The organism is Streptomyces sp. NPDC027672 (genome assembly GCF_055566335.1).
The window spans coordinates 150,077-168,200 of record NZ_JBVHSO010000001.1 but is presented as its reverse complement, the minus strand read 5'-3'; the positions used below and the strand labels follow the sequence as shown (position 1 = coordinate 168,200).

Below are 18,124 nucleotides of genomic sequence, written 5' to 3'. Positions count from 1 at the left end.
GGCCTTCCGTGCCGAAGCGTCCGGTGACCGAGGGCCGAGACGGAGCTGACCGGCATATGACCGGCCGGTAGGGTCTGAAGACGTGCCGAAGCCACTCAGCCTTCCGTTCGACCCCATCGCCCGCGCCGACGAGCTCTGGAAGCAGCGCTGGGGAAGCGTGCCGTCCATGGCCGCGATCACCTCCATCATGCGCGCCCAGCAGATCCTCCTCGCGGAGGTCGACGCGGTGGTCAAGCCGTACGGACTGACCTTCGCCCGCTACGAGGCGCTGGTGCTGCTCACCTTCTCCAAGGCCGGTGAGCTGCCGATGTCCAAGATCGGGGAGCGGCTGATGGTGCACCCGACGTCGGTGACGAACACCGTGGACCGCCTGGTCAGGTCCGGGCTGGTGGCCAAGCGCCCGAACCCCAACGACGGCCGCGGCACGCTCGCCGTCATCACCGACAAGGGCCGCGAGGTGGTCGACGCGGCCACCCGCGATCTGATGGCCATGGACTTCGGGCTCGGGGCGTACGACGCGGAGGAGTGCCGGGAGATCTTCGCGATGTTCCGCCCGCTGCGGATCGCGGCACACGACTTCGAGGACGAGTGACCCGGGGCAAGATCTCCCGGAAAGGGTCGTTACGCTCGACTCCATGAAAAAGAGCGTGCTGACCCGCTACCGCGTCCTGGCCTACACCACCGGTGTGCTGCTGGTGGTCCTCTGCCTGGGCATGATCGCGAAGTACGGGCTGGACATGAGCGGTGCCGCCGACTTCACGCGGGTGGTCGCCATCGCCCACGGCTGGCTGTACGTCGTCTACCTGGTCTTCGCCTTCGACCTGGGCTCCAAGGCGAAGTGGCCGGTCGGCAAGCAGCTGTGGGTGCTGCTCGCGGGCACCATCCCGACCGCCGCGTTCTTCGTCGAGCGGCGCATCAGCCGCGAGCTGGAGCAGCGGACCGCCGGCCAGGCGCCGGCCGTCGCCAAGGCGTAGCGACACCCGCCGTACGGATGCCGTGCGGCGGTCTGCCATCGACATTTACTAGGACGTCCAAGTAAATTCGGGGGTATGGACGCTCATGCCATCGAGGAGGGCCGCCGTCGCTGGCAGGCCCGCTACGACGCCGCGCGCAAGCGCGACGCGGACTTCACGACGCTCTCCGGTGACCCCGTGGAGCCGGTCTACGGGCCACGACCTGGTGACACGTACGAGGGATTCGAGCGGATCGGCTGGCCCGGGGAGTATCCCTTCACGCGCGGGCTCCATCCGACCGGCTACCGCGGGCGGACCTGGACGATCCGCCAGTTCGCCGGTTTCGGCAACGCCGAGCAGACCAACGAGCGGTACAAGATGATCCTCGCCGCCGGCGGCGGGGGTCTGTCCGTCGCCTTCGACATGCCGACGCTGATGGGGCGCGACTCCGACGACCCGCGCGCGCTCGGCGAGGTCGGGCACTGCGGGGTCGCCATCGACTCGGCCGCCGACATGGAGGTGCTGTTCAAGGACATCCCGCTGGGGGAGGTGACGACCTCCATGACCATCAGCGGGCCGGCCGTGCCCGTGTTCTGCATGTACCTGGTCGCCGCCGAGCGCCAGGGCGTCGATCCGGGGGTGCTCAACGGCACGCTCCAGACCGACATCTTCAAGGAGTACATCGCCCAGAAGGAATGGCTCTTCCAGCCCGAGCCCCACCTGCGGCTGATCGGCGACCTGATGGAGCACTGTGCGGCGGGCATCCCGGCGTACAAGCCGCTGTCGGTCTCCGGGTACCACATCCGGGAGGCCGGGGCCACGGCCGCGCAGGAGCTGGCCTACACGCTGGCCGACGGGTTCGGGTACGTCGAGCTGGGCCTCAGCCGCGGAATGGACGTGGACGTCTTCGCCCCCGGCCTGTCCTTCTTCTTCGACGCGCACGTGGACTTCTTCGAGGAGATCGCCAAGTTCCGGGCGGCCCGGCGCATCTGGGCCCGCTGGATGCGCGACGTCTACGGCGCGCGGAGCGAGAAGGCGCAGTGGCTGCGCTTCCACACCCAGACCGCCGGGGTGTCGCTGACCGCGCAGCAGCCCTACAACAACGTGGTGCGTACGGCCGTGGAGGCACTGGCCGCCGTGCTCGGCGGGACCAACTCGCTGCACACCAACGCCCTGGACGAGACCCTCGCGCTGCCCAGCGAGCAGGCCGCGGAGATCGCGCTGCGCACCCAGCAGGTGCTGATGGAGGAGACCGGGGTCGCCAACGTGGCCGACCCGCTGGGCGGTTCCTGGTACGTCGAGCAGCTCACCGACCGGATCGAGGCCGACGCGGAGAAGATCTTCGAGCGGATCAGGGAGCGGGGGCTGCGGGCCCACCCGGACGGGCGTCACCCGATCGGGCCCATCACCTCCGGCATCCTGCGCGGGATAGAGGACGGCTGGTTCACCGGCGAGATCGCCGAGTCCGCCTTCCGCTACCAGCAGTCGCTGGAGAAGGGCGACAAGAGGGTGGTGGGCGTCAACGTCCACACCGGGTCGGTGACCGGCGACCTGGAGATCCTGCGGGTCAGCCACGAGGTCGAGCGCGAACAGGTCCGCGCCCTCGCCGGACGCAAGGCCGCCCGCGACGAGCGGGCCGTGCGCTCCGCCCTCGACGGGATGCTGGCCGCGGCCCGCTCCGGGGCCAACATGATCGAGCCGATGCTGGACGCCGTACGCGCCGAGGCCACCCTGGGCGAGATCTGCGGCGTCCTGCGGGACGAGTGGGGGGTCTACACCGAGCCGCCCGGCTTCTGACCCGTCCGGCACCGCGCCGTTCCAGGGGCAGGTCCCCGGGACGGCGCGGAGCCGGGGCTCGCGAGCGGCATGATCCGGACGCGAGGCCCTTAGGGGTTGCCGGCCGCCCCCGCCAGGCCCAGCACCAGGACCCGGGTGAAGTCGCGGACCCACTCCTCGTCCGCCGGCTTGCCGCTGACCAGGGTGCGGTGGACCACCGCGCCCGCGACCATGTCGAAGATCAGGTCCACCGTGCGGGCGGCCTCCCGCGGATCGGGTTCCGCCGGGAGTTCGCCGCGCCGCTGCGCCCGGGACCGGCCCAGCAGGACCAGGCGCATCTGCCGGTCCACGATGGAGGCGCGGATGCGCTCGCGCAGCGCCTCGTCGCGGGTGGACTCGGCGACCACGGCCATCAGTCCGCTCCTGGCCTCCGGGCGGGCGAGAATGGCCGCGAACTGGAGCACGACGCCCTCGATGTCGGCGGCGAGGCTGCCGCGGTCGGGGAGTTCCAGCTCGTCGAAGAGTTCCGCGACGGCGTCCACGACGAGTTCGTACTTGCCGGCCCAGCGGCGGTAGAGCGTGGTCTTCGCAACCCCGGCCCGGGTGGCGACGTCTCCCAGGGTGAGCTTGGACCAGCCGAGTTCGACGAGAGCCTCCCGGGTCGCGGCCAGGATCGCGGTGTCCGCGGCGGCGCTGCGCGGACGTCCGGTACGGCTGGCGGGGGTGCGGCTCTGCATCCTCCGACCATAACCGGCGGGTCCTGTGACGCCGTGAGGGAGATCACCGGCGCGTGGTGTCGCGCGGCCCCCTCCTGGCATTACGCTACGACTCGTAGCGAAAGCGCGTGCGGGACGTGCACGGGCGACGACTGCCAGGCGTGGGGTGGGGACCCGGCGCCGTACATCGTTTTTTTCACTTCGGGCGCCGGATCAGGGGAGGATAGACGCATGCAGCCACGGAACATGTCCATGAGCGGTGTCGTCGACCTCGCCGCGGTGAAGGCGGCCCAGGAGGCCAAGGCCAAGGCCGAGCAGGCGCGCGCCGAAGCGGCCCGGCAGGGCGGCACCGGTGCCGTCTCCCCGGCCGATCTCGTCATCGACGTCGATGAGGCGGGATTCGAGCAGGACGTCCTGCAGCGTTCCGCCGAAGTCCCCGTCGTCATCGACTTCTGGGCCGAGTGGTGTCAGCCCTGCAAGCAGCTGAGCCCGGTCCTGGAGCGGCTGGCCGTCGAGTACAACGGGCGCTTCCTGCTCGCCAAGATCGACGTCGACGCCAACCAGATGCTGATGCAGCAGTTCGGGATCCAGGGCATCCCGGCCGTGTTCGCCGTCGTCGCGGGCCAGGCCCTGCCGCTGTTCCAGGGCGCGGCCGGCGAGGAGCAGATCCGGCAGACCCTGGACCAGCTCGTGACGGTCGCCGAGCAGCGCTTCGGGCTGACCGGCCTGACCGTCGACCCGGACGCCGAGCCGGGCGGTGCGGTGCCCTCCGCCGCGCCGGCGGAGGGCCCGTACGAAGCGGCGCTGAACGCCGCCGCGCAGGCGATGGACGCGGGCGACCTGGCCGGTGCCGTCCGGGCCTACCGGAACGTGCTGGCCGACGACCCGGCCCACCCGGAGGCCAAGCTGGGCCTCGCGCAGGCCGAGCTGCTCCAGCGGGTGCAGGACATGGACCCGCAGCGGGTGCGCAAGGAGGCCGCCGAGCGGCCCGCGGACACCGACGCCCAGATCGCCGCCGCCGACCTGGATCTGGTGGGCGGTCATGTCGAGGACGCCTTCGGCCGGCTGATCGAGACCGTGCAGCGCACGGCGGGCGACGACCGGGACGCCGTACGGCGCCGGCTGCTGGAGCTGTTCGAGGTCGTGGGCCCGGACGACCCGCGCGTGGTGGGTGCGCGCCGGGCGCTGGCGCGCGCCCTGTTCTGACCAGTCGCTAAACGCCACGGCCCGTGATGCCGGGGTGAAAGATCCGTCAACGAGGCGTCACGGCGACCGCACTTTGCCAAATCTTGGTAATCGCGGGCCGTGTTACTCGGAGTAAATCGAAGCCGTTGATCTGTCTGGATTCGTCCGGGGATCAACGGCTTTGCTCTGCCCTGTGATGGCACCGAGCGTCGCACTCCGAGACCGGTCGGTCGTCCTCCGGTTATCCCGCCGTTACTAGCCAGTAACGAACCCCCTTGTGTCCGGGCCGAGAATGCACCACGATCGGCGACGCTCGGTCCATTCCCGTACCCCGGCAGCCGGCCGGGTCGCGGGAGACTCTGGGTCCCCACCGGGCAGAGCCGGCGGCAGTGGCGCCGGCTCTAGGGCAGGGGGGTCTTCGCCGGCCCGGCGAAGCCTGTCCAGCAAGGTTGTGCGTGATGCGTGTCAGGCGCGACCAGTGGTTGTCGCTCGGGGGTGATCGCCGGTGATTCGGGCGCGTTCCGCGCCTCCGAGTACGGGCGCTCTCCTTCCCGAGGACGTAGCACTTCTCCCATCCCTGCCCGGCTGAGCCGCCGACCGGGGGCGAATCCGGGCCAGGAGATGTACGTCCGAGAAGGAGGAAATATGGAGTCCCAGGTGCGTGGCGGGACCAGATGGAAGCGGTTCGCTGTGGTCATGGTGCCCAGCGTGGCCGCCACGGCGTGTATAGGCGTCGCACTCGCGCAGGGCGCTCTCGCGGCCTCGTTCAGCGTGTCGGGTCAGTCGTTCAAGGTGTCCGCCGACGAGCTCGTCGGTACGGGCTTCTCGCAGTACGGTGCCATCGACAGCGGTTACACGCTGGACGGCAAGAAGACGGCGCACCCGGTGGCCGTCTCCGCGTTCAAGCACGCCGAGATCACCAACCTGTGCCAGTCCGTGGTCACGCCCGACGTGCCGATCTTCGGCAACGTCAGCCTGATCCTGCGGGCCGGCGGCCAGGGCCACCCCAAGGTCCAGGCCGAGAACATCTACATCGACGTCGAGGACCTCAACGCCGACGCGGTGTTCAGCAACATCGACATCGGTGTGGCCGCGCGCGACGCCTCCAAGGGCCCGGGCATGAAGGGCGGGGGCGAGCAGGCGAACCCGTGGGGCTTCTCGCAGCAGGCCGACAAGGCGACGCTGACCGGCGTGAAGCAGACCGCGTGGGCGACCACGGCGGGCACCTTCAAGCTGAGCGGCCTGAAGATGTCGCTGTCGACGGGTGTCAAGGAGTGCTACTAGGCACTCGCTGACGGGCGGGGGGGCCGGTGGCGCCTCCGCCCGTCCACACTCCGGCCGCGTCCTCGTGCGCGGCACACCTCACCACCACAGCAACGCCGCACCAGGGAGCTGTTTTCCATGAGCGCCGAGACTCCTGCCGCCGTACCCGGCCAGTTCACCCGCCGGAGGCTGCAGTTCCGCGCCTGGCGGGGCTCGCGTCCGTTCTGGGCCGGTCTGTTCGTCACGCTCGGCGGCTTTCTCATCCTGTACTTCCCGTACGCACACCTGCAGCTGGGCCACCTCAGCATGACGATGGGGACGCCCGGCGGTTCGAGTTCCCTGATCATCGGTGGACTGCTCATCGTCCTCGGGATCATCCTCTGGTTCCAGCAGCACATCCGGGTCTTCGCGGGTGTCGCGGCGATCCTGCTGGCACTGGTGTCCATTCCGCTCTCCAACGTCGGCGGCTTCATCGTCGGCTTCCTGTGCTCGCTGACCGGCGGGGCGATGGCCGTGGCCTGGGCGCCGGGCGCCTCCCGGCAGCCGCAGCCGCCGGCCGGTGCCGCCCCGGGCGAAGGCGGTGCCCCCGGCGCCGCTCCGGTGCCGCACCAGGGCGGGGAGGCGGTGCACGGCCAGGCCCCCTCCGGGCCGTACCCGGCGTGGGAGAGCGACCTGTCAGGAACGAACCCGGCCAACGGGGCGAACGGGAGGCACAGTGCCGGCTGACGAGGTGACCCGCGGGACCGATGTGGACGTGTCCCGCGCGAGAACCGGGCCCCGCCACGCGGCCCCCAGAAAGCCGCTGTTCACCAGGTTCCACATGCCCGCCGGGAAGGCCATAGCCTCCGTGGCGATGCCCACGGCCGTGCTCATGGGCATGGGGTTCACGTCCAGCTTCGCGCTGGCCGACAACAACGGCGGCCCGGCTCCGTCCACTCCGTCCTCCTCGGCCAAGAGCCTGACGGCCGACGAGTACAAGGACTGCGTCAAGGCGCTGGACGACTCCAAGGACGGTTCCGAGGACGACGCCAAGGACGACGCCAAGGACGGTTCCCAGGACGGTTCCCAGGACGGGTCCAAGGACGGGGACGACGGCTCCGCGGACGGCTCCAAGGACACGGAGCAGGGTTCCGGGGACACCTCGGCCTCGCCGTCGCCCTCCGCCCCGGACGGTACGGACACGCCCTCGCCCTCGGCGACCGCCGACGGCGGCACGGCCGGGGACTCGGGAGGCGCCTCGTCGCCGGATTCAGGTTCCGGCGACGAGAAGGCCCCCGAGCCCACCGCGACCTCCGGTACGGGCTCCTCCGGGTCCGGTTCGTCCGGCTCGGGTTCCTCCGGCTCCGGTGCCGACACGACCGTGCCGGCGCAGCCGCGGCCCCAGGGCGGCGGCGGGGTCCTCGACACCCTCGGCGACACGCTCGGCGACATCCTGACCGGTGGTCACCAGGACTCCCAGGCGCCCGCCACGGCTCCGGCTCCGACGCCGACCGCGTCCCAGTCGCCGTCCGTCCCGGACACCACGCCGGCGGACACCGCGCCCAAGGACACCTCCGCCAAGGACACGTCGGGCAAGGGCACGTCCGCCGAGGACACGCCGGCCGGCGGCACCGGCACCGGCACCGCCGAGAAGACCGGCAAGGACACCGCGAAGGACACCTCCGCAGACACCGGCAAGGGCACTTCCGGGGACACCGCGAAGGGCACCCCCGAGGACACCGGCAAAAAGGACGAGGGCACGGCCGGGGACGGCACCGAGTCGGCCACGCCGAGCCCGTCCGCGAGCGAGTCCGCCTCCGCCGAGGACTGCCCGGTGGCCACGGACGCCGAGGGCGGTGTCGACAACAAGGTGCTGGTGGCGGACGACCCCTGGTACCTGAACGCCAGTTCCCTGCTCCTCAAGGGCGCCGACTACCAGGGCATCGTCGAGGTGCGCAAGGCCGACGGCACCACCAAGAAGGTGCTGAAGTACGTCATCACCGGCGGCACCGACATCGGGGACCTGCACCAGACGGTGCAGGACAAGCAGGCGGCCAGGACCTATCACGTCCAGGCCGCCAAGGGCTCCACGTCGACCATCACCGGCGGCGACACGGTGATGTACACCGAGAGCATCTCGGGCAACCTGTTCGGGCTGATCCCGGTGACGTTCAGCCCCGACAGCCCGCCCCCGCTGAACATCCCGCTGATCTACTTCACCCACGTCAAGGTGGTCCAGGCGGCCCAGTTCGGCGGCAACCTGCACGTGCCCGGCATGCACATGTACACAACCGACTGAGCGGTCGCACACACCTGTCCGGGAGCCGCGGGAACACCGGGGGCGCCCCCTGTCGCAGGGGGCGCCCCCGGTGCCGTACCCGGTCCGGTCAGACCTACTGGCCGCCCAGGTGGTGGACGCGCAGCAGGTTGGTGGTGCCGGCGACGCCGGGAGGCGAGCCGGCGGTGATGATGACGGTGTCGCCCGCGTCGAAGCGGCCCAGCTTGGCGATCTCCTGGTCCACCAGCTCGACCATCTCGTCCGTGGTGTTCACGAACGGTACGACGTGCGACTCGACGCCCCAGCTCAGGGTGAGCTGGTTGCGGGTGGCCTCGTCCGTGGTGAAGGCGATGATCGGCTGGGTCGCGCGGTAGCGGGAGAGCCGGCGCGCGGTGTCGCCGGACTGGGTGAAGGCGATCAGGCCCCGGCCGCCGAGGAAGTCGGCGATCTCGGCCGCCGCGCGGGCCACCGAACCGCCCTGCGTGCGCGGCTTCTTGCCCGGCACCAGCGGCTGGAGGCCCTTGGAGAGCAGCTCCTGCTCGGCGGCGGTGACGATCTTCGACATGGTCTTGACCGTCTCGACCGGATAGGCGCCCACGCTGGACTCGGCGGACAGCATGACCGCGTCGGCGCCGTCCAGGATCGCGTTGGCCACGTCGGAGGCCTCGGCGCGGGTCGGGCGGGAGTTGGTGATCATCGACTCCATCATCTGGGTCGCGACGATCACCGGCTTGGCGTTGCGCCGGCACAGCTCGATCAGGCGCTTCTGCACCATGGGGACCTTCTCGAGCGGGTACTCGACGGCGAGGTCACCGCGGGCGACCATCACGCCGTCGAACGCGAGGACGACGTCCTCCATGTTCTCCACCGCCTGCGGCTTCTCCACCTTGGCGATGACGGGGACGCGGCGGCCCTCCTCGTCCATGACGCGGTGGACGTCCTGGACGTCCTTGGCGTCCCGCACGAAGGACAGCGCGACCAGGTCGCAGCCCATCCGCAGGGCGAAGCGCAGGTCCTCGATGTCCTTCTCGCTCAGCGCGGGCACGTTGACGGCCGCGCCGGGCAGGTTGATGCCCTTGTGGTCGGAGACGACACCGCCCTCGATGACGATCGTCCGCACCCGCGGGCCCTCGACGTCCACGACCTTCAGCTCGACGTTGCCGTCGTTGATCAGGACCTGGTCGCCGCGCGACACGTCGCCCGGGAGCCCCTTGTACGTCGTGCCGCAGATGTGCTTGTCGCCCGGCACGTCCTCGGTCGTGATGACGAACTCGTCACCGCGCTCCAGCTCGACCGGACCCTCGGCGAAGGTCTCCAGACGGATCTTCGGGCCCTGGAGGTCGGCGAGGACGCCGATGGGGCGGCCGGTCTCCTTGGAGGCGGCGCGGACGCGGTCGTACCGCGCCTGGTGCTCGGCGTGGGAGCCATGGCTGAAGTTGAACCGGGCAACGTTCATGCCCGCCTCGATCATGGCGACGAGCATCTCGTGGGAGTCGACCGCGGGGCCGAGAGTACAGACGATTTTCGAACGGCGCATGGAGCGATCCTATCGGTTTGTTTCGCTACGGAATATTCCGTCTGGCGGAAGATACAAATGAGTGCCGCACCGCTCAGGTGCTATTCAGTTGTGCTTTCCGACCAGTGCGTAGGTCTGCGTCGCGATCTCCAGTTCTTCATCCGTCGGCACCACGGCGACCGCCACCCGGGCGGAGTCCGGCGAGATGAGCCGCGGCCCGTCCGCGCGTACGGCGTTGCGCTCCGGGTCCACCGCCAGGCCCAGGCCCGCCAGGCCCGCCACGGCCGCTTCCCGCACGGGTGCCGCGTTCTCCCCGACCCCCGCGGTGAAGGCCACCGCGTCCACGGTGCCGAGCACCGCGTAATAGGCGCCTATGTACTTCTTGAGCCGGTGAATGTAAATGTCGAAGGCGAGCGCCGCCTCTTCGTCGCCCTCGTCGATCCGGCGGCGGATCTCCCGCATGTCGTTGTCGCCGCACAGCCCGAACAGACCGCTCCGCTTGTTCAGAAGAGTGTCGATCTCGTCCATGGACATATCGCCGACGCGCGCCAAATGGAAGATGACCGCCGGGTCAAGGTCACCGGACCGCGTACCCATCACCAGCCCCTCCAAAGGCGTCAGCCCCATGGAGGTGTCCACGCACCGGCCGCCGGCCACCGCCGAGGCGGAGGCGCCGTTGCCCAGGTGCAGCACGATCACGTTGACCTCGGACGGGTCCTTGCCCAGCAGCCGGGCCGTCTCCCGCGAGACGTAGGCGTGCGAGGTGCCGTGGAAGCCGTAGCGGCGGATGCGGTACCGGTCGGCGATCTTCGGGTCCAGGGCGTAGCGCGCCGCGGACTCCGGCATCGTCGTGTGGAACGCGGTGTCGAAGACGGCGACCTGGGGCAGGTCGGGGCGCAGGTTCCGCGCGGTCCGGATGCCGGTGAGGTTGGCCGGGTTGTGCAGCGGGGCGACCGGGATCAGCCGCTCGATCTCGGTGAGCACCTCGTCGTCGATGACGGTGGGCTCGGTGAAGAACATCCCGCCGTGCACCACCCGGTGCCCGATCGCGGCCAGCTCGGGCGAGTCCAGGCCGAGGCCGTCCCGGGCCAGTTCGCCCGCGACCGCCTTCAGCGCGGCGTCGTGGTCGGCGATCGGGCCGGTGTGCTCGCGGGTGCCGCCGCCGGTCAGGCAGGTGTGCTTGAGCCGGGAGGTCTGCTCGCCGATGCGCTCGACCAGGCCCACCGCGAGACGGCCGGCGTCCCGCATGTCCAGCAGCTGGTACTTCAGCGACGAGGAACCGGAGTTGAGGACGAGGACACGGGTGGGGGAAGTCACTGCTGGGTTGCCTTCTCGTCGAGGTGCTGGGCCTGGATCGCCGTGATGGCGACGGTGGTGACGATGTCCTGGACGAGGGCGCCCCGGGACAGGTCGTTGACCGGCTTGCGCAGGCCCTGGAGGACCGGGCCGACGGCGATGGCGCCGGCCGAGCGCTGGACGGCCTTGTAGGTGTTGTTGCCGGTGTTGAGGTCGGGGAAGATCAGCACGCTGGCCTGCCCGGCGACCTCGGAGTCCGGCAGCTTGGTGGCGGCGACGGACGGCTCCACGGCCGCGTCGTACTGGATCGGGCCCTCGGTCTTCAGGTCCGGGCGGCGGGCGCGGACCAGCTCGGTGGCCTGGCGCACCTTGTCCACGTCGGCGCCCGAGCCGGAGGTGCCGGTGGAGTACGACAGCATCGCGATCCGCGGCTCCACGCCGAACTGGGCGGCCGTGGCCGCCGACTGGACGGCGATGTCGGCGAGCTGCTCGGCGTCCGGGTCCGGGTTGACCGCGCAGTCACCGTAGACGAGCACCTTGTCGGCCAGGCACATGAAGAACACGGAGGAGACGATCGAGGCGTCCGGCCGGGTCTTGATGATCTCGAAGGCGGGCCGGATGGTGGCGGCCGTGGAGTGCACCGAGCCGGACACCATGCCGTCGGCCAGGCCCTCCTGGACCATCAGGGTGCCGAAGTAGTTGACGTCGGAGACGACGTCGTGGGCCAGCTCGACCGTGACGCCCTTGTGGGCGCGCAGCGCGGCGTACTTCTCGGCGAAGGAGTCCCGCAGCTCGGAGGTGGCCGGGTCGATCAGCACGCTGTCGCCGAGATCGATGCCGAGGTCGGCGGCCTTCTTGCGGATCAGGTCCACCGGGCCGAGCAGCGTCAGGTCGCACACGCCCCGGCGCAGCAGCACCTCGGCCGCGTGCAGCACCCGCTCCTCGGTGCCCTCCGGGAGCACGACGCGCCGCTTGTCGGAGCGGGCCCGCTCCAGCAGCTTGTGCTCGAACATCATCGGGGTGATCCGGTCGCTGCTGGGCGCGGAGACCCGGCGGGCCAGGCCGGCGGTGTCGGCGTACCGCTCGAACAGGCCGAGCGCGGTCTCCGCCTTGCGCGGGGTGGCCGCGTTCAGCTTGCCCTCCAGGGAGAACAGCTGCTCGGCGGTGGGGAAGCTGTTGCCGGACACGGACAGCACCGGGGTGCCCGGGGCGAGCCGGGCGGCCAGGGTCAGGATCTCGTCGCGCGGCACCTCGTTCAGCGTCAGCAGCACCCCGGCTATCGGCGGGGTGCCGGCGCTGTGCGCGGCCAGCGAGCCGACGACCAGGTCGGCGCGGTCGCCCGGGGTCACCACCAGGCAGCCCGGGGTCAGGGCGGCGAGCAGGTTGGGCAGCATGGCGCCGCCGAAGACGAAGTCCAGCGCGTCCCGGGCGAGGCCGGAGTCGTCGCCGAGCAGCACCCTGGCGTTCAGGGTCTGGGCGATCTGGGCGACCGTCGGCGCCGAGAGCGCGGGCTCGTCCGGCACCACGTAGCAGGGCACCGGCAGCCGGTCGGCCAGCCGCCCGGCGATCTCGTCGCGGTCCTCGCGGGCCACCCGGTTGGTGACCATGGCCAGCACGTCGCAGCCGAGCCCGGCGTAGGCGCGGTAGGCATTGCGGGTCTCGGCGAGCACGGACTCGGCGGGCTGCTTGCGGCCGCCCACCACCGGGATCACCGAGGCGCCGAACTCGTTGGCGAGCCGCGCGTTCAGGGACAGCTCGTCCGGTAGCTGGGTGTCGGCGAAGTCGGTGCCGAGGACGAGGACCACGTCGTAGTCGCGGGCCACCCGGTGGAAGCGGTCGACGAGGGCGGCGACCAGTTCGTCGGTGCCCTGTTCGGCCTGGAGCGCGGACGCCTCGTGGTAGTCCATGCCGTAGACGGTCGCCGGCTCCTGCGCGAGGCGGTACCGGGCCCGCAGCAGCTCGAACAGGCGATCCGGGCCGTCGTGGACGAGCGGACGGAACACACCCACCCGGTCGACCTGCCGGGTGAGGAGTTCCATGACCCCCAACTCCACGACCTGGCGGCCGTCACCTCGGTCGATGCCGGTCACGTACACGCTGCGCGTCACGTGTCCACTCCGTTCCTCATGTCGCGTCTGTCGCCTCTACGGCATAAAAATCGCCCACCCAGGTGAGCCGAACCCTCTTGACAATACCCCCGCCGACGGATAAGGCGCCCGTCAAGACTTCACCTGCCCGGCGGACGTGAAAGAATCGGCACTGGCTCACCGGTAGACGACAGCGAGCAGGAGACACAGCACGATGCGTATCGGAGTTCTCACCGCAGGCGGCGACTGCCCCGGCCTGAACGCCGTGATCCGGTCGGTCGTGCACCGGGCGGTCGCACAGTACGGCGACGAGGTCATCGGTTTCGAGGACGGTTACCGCGGTCTGCTGGACCGCCACTACCGCGCCCTCGACCTGGACGCGGTCAGCGGCATCCTGGCCCGCGGCGGCACCATTCTCGGCTCCTCCCGGCTGGAGCGCGACCGGTTGCGCGAGGCCTGCGAGGGCGCCGCGGACATGGTCGAGGAGTTCGGCATCGACGCGCTCATCCCGATCGGCGGCGAGGGCACGCTCACCGCGGCCCGCATGCTCTCCGACGCGGGCCTGCCGGTCGTCGGCGTCCCCAAGACCATCGACAACGACATCTCCTCCACCGACCGCACCTTCGGCTTCGACACCGCCGTCGGCGTGGCCACCGAGGCGATGGACCGCCTGAAGACCACCGCCGAGTCCCACCAGCGCGTGATGGTCGTGGAGGTCATGGGCCGGCACGCCGGCTGGATCGCCCTGGAGTCCGGCATGGCCGCCGGCGCCCACGGCATCTGCCTGCCCGAGCGGCCCTTCGACCCGGCCGACCTGGTCAAGATGGTCGAGGAGCGGTTCGCCCGCGGCAAGAAGTTCGCGGTCGTCTGCGTCGCCGAGGGCGCCCACCCCGCCGAGGGCACCATGGACTACGGCAAGGGCGCGATCGACCAGTACGGCCACGAGCGCTTCCAGGGCATCGGCACCGCCCTCGCCTACGAGCTGGAGCGGCGCCTCGGCAAGGAGGCCAAGCCGGTCATCCTGGGCCACATCCAGCGCGGCGGCGTCCCCACCGCCTACGACCGCGTCCTCGCCACCCGCTTCGGCTGGCACGCGGTCGAGGCCGCGCACCGCGGCGAGTTCGGCCGGATGACCGCGCTGCGCGGCACCGACATCGTGATGGTGCCGCTCGCGGAGGCGGTCACCGAACTGAAGACGGTCCCGAAGGACCGCATGGACGAGGCCGAGTCGGTCTTCTAGGACCGTGTCCTACGTGGTGAGGCGCGGCGCTTTTGGGCGGCGCCTCACCGCAGGCGTCGGCGCCCCATCGCTGCGTACTGTTCTCGCCGACGCGACTGGCCCCGGACCCGGTCCAGGTCACCTCGGCTACGTCTGCCGCATCGGCTGAGTGGCTGCGGGGCGCCCCTGTGGGCGCCCCGGCCCGCGGCGTCACAGTCTCGCCCGACGCGCCCCCCGCAGCATCGCCGACCTGGCCGGTACCGCGTCCGGTCCGCTGGGTGCGCCGGGCCGACCCATTTGCGGCCACGACCTAGGGCCCCGTTTCCCGGTCCGACCCGGCAAACGGGGCCCTAGGTTGTGCGGGGGTGCTCATCCGATGGCGATGCGGGTTTTCCACCAGGGGGAGGGGCTGATGATTTCGGTTCCCGCGCCGGTCATGGCGTCGCGGCCGCCGGCGTAGAAGCGGACGCTGCCGTCGGAGCGGACGGTCCATACGTCGGGGATGCCGTCTCCGTTGGCGTCCGGGGTGCCCATGATGTGGGGTATGGCGTCGATGGTCCAGCCGCCGCCGGTCCAGTAGATGTCCTCGCCTCCGGCGGAATTGGCTGCTGCTGCCAGGGAATCGAGGTCCACACCGCCACCGGAGGCGGCGATGCCCTTGCGCAGCACCAGCCTGCCTGAGGTGTTGATGCGGTAGACGAGGTCGGCCACCTTGTCACCGGAGATGTCCATGGCCATGACGATGTCCCGGTCTTTCCAGGCCGATGGGGACAGTCGTACGACCTGGTCGACGGTGGCGCCGTGATAGCCGGTGAAGGCCCACAGTTCGTCGTCGGTGCCGTCGCTTCTGCGGACGGTGGCGAGGAAGTCGGTGCGTCCGTCGCCGGTGATGTCGCCCGTGGCCACGATCTGGGTGAAGGTGCCCGGATCCGGTGATCCGGAGGGCAGCAGGATTTCCCTGCGTCGGTCGGTGTTGACGGCTCCGTAGCCGTCACCGGGATAGACCCAGAGTTTGCCGCCGACGCGTACGACGAGGTCTTGTAGGCCGTCGCCGCCGTAGATGTCGCCGTTGTGGGTGATCAGGGCGCCCTTGAAGTGACCGCTCGAGGCGGCCACGTACGGGGGAAGGCCGTCACCGTTGGGGTCCTTCTCGGAGTTGTCGCGGTAGGCGCCCGGCATGGAGTAGTCCAGGTCGCCCGTGCCCTTGGCCAGGTCCTTGTCGGCTTGCGAGGGATACAGCGCGAGGTTGCCGGCGTCGGTGATGGTCATCAGGTCGGGCAGCCCGTCGCCGGTGAAGTCACCGGGTTTGTCAGCTTGGTCCCGCGGGGTGACGTAGAAGAGGTACTTCGTCGGCTCCGATGCGTTGCCTGCGCTGTCGACGGCTCGGACGTACAGCACGTTCGGCCCGGCGGTCGGTGGTTTGGCATTCGTGATGACGCTGCTGACGCTGGTGGATGTGCCGTTGGCGCGCCCCAGGCTGCCGGTGTAGCTGGTCGAGTTGAACGCGTACTCGTACCGCACGACGTCGGAGTTCAGGGCGCGGACGGTGAACGAGCCGGGTGTGCCGAACTTTTTCACGGACCAGTTGGCGTCCTCGGCGTCGTTGCCGAAGCCGTTGTCACTGCCGTCGGCGTCCGGGTAATCGGTGGAGCTGACCTTGGGCGGACGGGGGGCGGTGGTGTCGAGGACGAACCTGCAGGGCGTCTTCGGGTACCAGCCGGACGTGGAGCCGGCGTCGTCCTTGGCCTGCACCCGCCAGGAGTAGGTGGCCCCGTTCTTCAGACCGCTGGTGGAGAACCGCGACGTGATCCCCAGAGCGGTGCCGGTGTCATTGCCCACGGGGACCCTGCCGGTCGACTTCAGCCGGTCACCGGTGGTGTCCCATTGGGCGGTCTCCCACAGGTCGAAGTCGAAGTAGTCGAGGTTGTTGTCCTTGTCGGTGGCCTTCGCGGTGAAAGTCAGGTCACCGGAGCCCATGCGGACGTACGGCTTGGTGGTGGTGCACTTGCCGTCGGGTCCGAGGTCGAGGGAGTTGGAGACGATGCTGGGCCTGCGGTTGTAGACGAGTTCGAGGACCGGCGGGTAGTCACCGTCGGCCTGGAATTTCTTCCATGCGTACTGGGAGTCCTCGTCCCGGGCGCGCATGCCGAAGGTGATCGTGTCCTGGCCCTTGTCGGCGGCCTTCTGCGCGCCCTTCGTCACATCGAAGGTCTCGTAGGCGTCCCGGCAGCCGGATTTGAAGCCGTGCGCGAAGGCCTTGGTGGCCAGCTTGTTGCCGTCGTGCAGCTTCGGGGCGTTTTTCCAGTTGGTGTGGGCGTCGATCTCACCGGTGAGGTGGACGCTCATCGAACGGTCCTGGCACGACCAGGAATACGTCTCGAGCATCCGCAGGCTCGCGCGGGTGATCTTCGTACCTTTGAGGTCGCTGTCGAAGGCGACGTTGAAGTATGACCGTGAAGTGCCCCAGGTGTCGGACTCGAAGCCGACCCGGGCCTCGTGCGTGCCGCCTTTGTTGAAGCCCTTGCCGTTGTAGAACGTGGCGTTGGGATGCCGGTTGTAGGCCGTGGTCCAGTTCTGGACGTGCTTCTTGACGGACGGGTCGATGAAGACCGGGTAGGAGGTGGCCGGGTCGTCGAGGAAGTCCCGGGACGGGGTGAGCGTCCATTGGCCGCTGCCGAGGTCGGCGTCGACGAGATCGCCGTGCGAGTCGGGGGACGGTCCGTCCAGCAAGGGCAGGCTCAGACTCGCCGAAGAACCGGTCTGGGAAGGGCCCGGCACCGGCTCGGCGGGCGCTGTCGGCAGCGGGGATTCCGACACCGTCGTCTCGGGGTCGTCACTGGCGGACGGGAGTATCTCGACATCCGTGTCGCCCTGCTCGTCGGACTCGACCGAGTCCTCGGTGGGGCTCGCGGTGTCCGAGGGGGCTTCGCTCACGGAGCCGGACGGATCGGGCGTTTCCGGTGCGGTGGGCTGGGCACTGGCACCGACCGTGCCGTCCGTGACGGCGGGCTGGCCACTGCTGTCCCACATCAGGGGGGTCGGCGAAACCGCGACCTCGTCGCCTTGGCCGTCCTCGGCGCTGACCATGCCCGAGGCGGGGTCGAGCCGGAAGGCCAGGGAGGGCGAGTGCAGGCCGTAGGCGAGCTGCTGTACGTGCGGATCGGCCGCGGCCTGACGGTTCTTCAGTACGAGGACCTGCCCGAAGCCGTCGTCGTCGGCGGTCAGCACCAGATCACCGCCGGGAAAGATCTCCGGGTACAGGATGCGGTTGCCGTCGACGATGGGCGTGGGAATCGCGTCCGGCCAGGTCAGCTGGATCGGGTCGTTGCCGCCGCCGACATACAGGGTGGCCAGCGGGGTGCCGGTGTCGGCGGTCGCCGTCTGCAGTGAGGCATGCCGTACCTGGGCTCTGGAGGCCCGCCCGCTCTCCTTGCGCTTGCCGGAGCCGGCTGAGAACACCATCCGGGTGTTGGTGGCTTTCGGCTCCCAGCCCGCTTCGGTGCGCCGCAGGGTGGGGTCGATGGGCCGCCAGGTGCCGTTCACCTGGGCGCGAATCGGAGAGGAGTACAGCCGCTTCGTCATCAGGCCGTCGGGGCGTGCCCAGGTCGTGGAGTGGGCGGTGCGAGCAGCGGTGACCTCTACGTCTCGTTTGGTCCTGGCGGCCTGGGCGAGTGCTGCGGATTCGGTGACCGGCTGGGCGTGCTGGTGCTGACCGGACGGGCCGGACGAGTGGTCGAGTGCTAGTCCGGCGTAGACGATGCCGGTCGCGGCGACCGTGCTCGCGAGCAGTGCGGCAGTGACCCGACGGCCGGGCCTTCGACGCCAGGTGCGCGTCATCGGGCGAGTTCCTTCCCCT

13 protein-coding genes are annotated in these 18,124 nt (G+C 70.2%); 8 read left to right on the top strand and 5 right to left on the bottom strand.

Going from position 1 to position 18,124, the window contains the following annotated elements; all coding sequences use genetic code 11:
• Positions 1 to 82: 82 nt before the first annotated feature.
• From ACZ4SV_RS00685 to ACZ4SV_RS00675, 3 genes are all read left to right on the top strand, one after another.
• The gene (locus ACZ4SV_RS00685; protein WP_365872156.1) at positions 83 to 592 is read left to right on the top strand and encodes a MarR family winged helix-turn-helix transcriptional regulator; all 510 of its coding nucleotides are present in this window, start codon (positions 83 to 85) and stop codon (positions 590 to 592) included.
• Positions 593 to 635: 43 nt separating this feature from the next.
• Positions 636 to 974, top strand: coding sequence for a DUF3817 domain-containing protein (locus ACZ4SV_RS00680; protein ID WP_468000393.1), 339 nt, complete (start codon positions 636 to 638; stop codon positions 972 to 974).
• Positions 975 to 1,049: 75 nt separating this feature from the next.
• Positions 1,050 to 2,750: an acyl-CoA mutase large subunit family protein gene (locus ACZ4SV_RS00675; RefSeq protein ID WP_468000391.1), complete on the top strand. Its 1,701-nt coding sequence runs from the start codon at positions 1,050 to 1,052 to the stop codon at positions 2,748 to 2,750.
• A gap of 89 nt (positions 2,751 to 2,839) precedes the next feature.
• Here ACZ4SV_RS00675 and ACZ4SV_RS00670 read toward each other — a convergent pair whose 3' ends face one another.
• Positions 2,840 to 3,466: a TetR/AcrR family transcriptional regulator gene (locus ACZ4SV_RS00670; protein WP_397943608.1), complete on the bottom strand. Its 627-nt coding sequence runs from the start codon at positions 3,464 to 3,466 to the stop codon at positions 2,840 to 2,842.
• A gap of 210 nt (positions 3,467 to 3,676) precedes the next feature.
• On the opposite strand from ACZ4SV_RS00670, the gene ACZ4SV_RS00665 reads away from it, so the two are divergent.
• The 4 genes from ACZ4SV_RS00665 (at position 3,677) to ACZ4SV_RS00650 (ending at position 8,171) form a co-directional block, all read left to right on the top strand.
• The gene (locus ACZ4SV_RS00665; protein WP_365878946.1) at positions 3,677 to 4,651 is read left to right on the top strand and encodes a tetratricopeptide repeat protein; all 975 of its coding nucleotides are present in this window, start codon (positions 3,677 to 3,679) and stop codon (positions 4,649 to 4,651) included.
• Between the two features lie 624 nt (positions 4,652 to 5,275).
• Entirely contained in the window at positions 5,276 to 5,914 is a 639-nt protein-coding gene (locus ACZ4SV_RS00660; protein WP_365878944.1) for a DUF6230 family protein, read from the top strand.
• Positions 5,915 to 6,031: 117 nt separating this feature from the next.
• A complete protein-coding gene (locus ACZ4SV_RS00655; RefSeq protein WP_365878942.1) occupies positions 6,032 to 6,619 on the top strand; it encodes a DUF6114 domain-containing protein in 588 nt (195 codons plus the stop codon).
• Between the two features lie 94 nt (positions 6,620 to 6,713).
• Complete coding sequence (locus ACZ4SV_RS00650) at positions 6,714 to 8,171, top strand: hypothetical protein (RefSeq protein ID WP_468000387.1); 1,458 nt, start codon at positions 6,714 to 6,716, stop codon at positions 8,169 to 8,171.
• Between the two features lie 94 nt (positions 8,172 to 8,265).
• On the opposite strand, the gene pyk is transcribed toward ACZ4SV_RS00650, so the two are convergent.
• The 3 genes from pyk to pta form a co-directional block, all read right to left on the bottom strand.
• The gene (gene pyk, locus ACZ4SV_RS00645) at positions 8,266 to 9,687 is read right to left on the bottom strand and encodes a pyruvate kinase (RefSeq protein ID WP_365878938.1); all 1,422 of its coding nucleotides are present in this window, start codon (positions 9,685 to 9,687) and stop codon (positions 8,266 to 8,268) included.
• Between the two features lie 84 nt (positions 9,688 to 9,771).
• Positions 9,772 to 10,983: an acetate kinase gene (locus tag ACZ4SV_RS00640; RefSeq protein ID WP_365878936.1), complete on the bottom strand. Its 1,212-nt coding sequence runs from the start codon at positions 10,981 to 10,983 to the stop codon at positions 9,772 to 9,774.
• On the bottom strand, positions 10,980 to 13,070 hold the full coding sequence (pta, locus tag ACZ4SV_RS00635; protein WP_397943615.1) for a phosphate acetyltransferase: 2,091 nt from the start codon (positions 13,068 to 13,070) through the stop codon (positions 10,980 to 10,982). The genes ACZ4SV_RS00640 and pta overlap by 4 nt, the downstream gene beginning before the upstream one ends.
• Before the next feature lie 193 nt (positions 13,071 to 13,263).
• Between pta and ACZ4SV_RS00630 the strand changes: the two genes are divergently transcribed.
• A complete protein-coding gene (locus ACZ4SV_RS00630; RefSeq protein ID WP_365878932.1) occupies positions 13,264 to 14,289 on the top strand; it encodes an ATP-dependent 6-phosphofructokinase in 1,026 nt (341 codons plus the stop codon).
• Positions 14,290 to 14,637: 348 nt separating this feature from the next.
• Here the strand turns inward: ACZ4SV_RS00630 and ACZ4SV_RS00625 are convergent, their stop codons facing one another.
• On the bottom strand, positions 14,638 to 18,105 hold the full coding sequence (locus ACZ4SV_RS00625) for a DNRLRE domain-containing protein (protein WP_468000384.1): 3,468 nt from the start codon (positions 18,103 to 18,105) through the stop codon (positions 14,638 to 14,640).
• Positions 18,106 to 18,124: the final 19 nt, after the last annotated feature.